Origin of the sequence: Candidatus Albibeggiatoa sp. nov. BB20, assembly GCA_016744725.1 — a bacterium.
Classification (GTDB): Bacteria; Pseudomonadota; Gammaproteobacteria; order Beggiatoales; family Beggiatoaceae; genus Albibeggiatoa.
Genome location: JADGDW010000295.1, coordinates 1 through 1,268 on the forward strand (window position 1 = coordinate 1; position 1,268 = coordinate 1,268).

The window sequence follows — 1,268 nt, forward strand, 5'->3', positions numbered from 1 at the left end:
TAATAAAGCTGTGCAAAATAAAGTGATAGTATTGGTATGTAAATTTTTTACTCTTAACGGTGTCATATACTCGAAAATTGCTGCACCCGCACAATTGCTTTTAGTAATACCTATTTTACTATATTTTAAGGGTGTTTTATCAAAATTCTTGTGCTTCAATGAGAAAGCCCTTACTGCCTAACAGTTTTTTTACAAAAGATTTTAAATGGACTCTATAATAAGCTAAGTTAAAAAATACGGATTTATAAAATGAATAAAACCATACTCGTTGTTGGCGGTGCGGGTTATATTGGCTCTCACATGGTGAAACTGTTATTGGCGCAAGGTTGTAAAGTCGTTGTTTTAGATAATTTATCGAATGGTTATCGAAATGCAGTGATTGGAGGTGATTTTGTATTTGCTGATTTAGGTGATAAAGCTAATTTAGACTATATTTTTCAAGCTTATCAGTTTGATGGAGTGATGCACTTCGCGTCATTTATTCAAGTTGGTGAGTCAGTGCAAAATCCAAGTATTTACTATCAAAACAATGTGGCTAATACGCTGAACTTACTTGATACCATGGTGAAATATGCAGTTAAGAATTTTATTTTTTCTTCGACTGCTGCCATTTTTGGTGAGCCTCAATCTGTTCCGTTAGATGAAACCCATCCGAAAAATCCGATTAATCCTTATGGTTTATCTAAATGGATAATTGAGCAAATTTTAGATGATTATGCAACCGCGTATGATTTGCGTTCAATCTGTTTGCGTTATTTTAATGCCGCTGGTGCAGACCCAGAAGGACAATTAGGTGAACGGCATATTCCTGAAACCCATTTGATTCCGTTGGTATTACAAGCAGCCAGTCAGCGTCGTGAATATATTACTATTTTTGGACAAGATTACGATACACCAGATGGTACTTGCATCCGAGATTACATTCACATCAATGATTTATGTCAAGCCCATTGGTTAGCATTACAACAGCTTTGGGATGGTGGTCAATCTGCAGTCTTTAATTTAGGTAATGGTGAAGGGTTTTCGGTACGTAAAGTGATTGACGTGACGCAACAAGTAACGGGGAAAGAGATTCCAATTATTGAAGGTCAACGCCGTGATGGTGACCCCGCCCGTTTAGTGGCTGATGCCAGTTTGGCAAAAATGGCTTTAGGCTGGCAACCGCAATTTACAGATTTAGAAATAATTATTAGTCATGCTTGGGCGTGGGAACAACAGTATGGGAAGAAGTGGTAAATAGCTGATAATGGCCTGATAGAATAGTAATC

The 1,268-nt window shown here is 37.1% G+C and carries 1 protein-coding gene; it reads left to right on the top strand.

The window, feature by feature from the left end:
• The first annotated feature begins 249 nt into the window (after positions 1-249).
• Entirely contained in the window at positions 250-1,236 is a 987-nt protein-coding gene (gene galE / locus ABXH34_RS18705) for a UDP-glucose 4-epimerase GalE (RefSeq protein ID WP_353573407.1), read from the top strand.
• Positions 1,237-1,268 lie beyond the last annotated feature (32 nt).

Coding starts and splice junctions, on each gene's coding strand:
- galE (WP_353573407.1), top strand. CDS start 250: ATGAATAAAACCATACTCGTTGTTGGCGGTGCGGGTTATATTGGCTCT.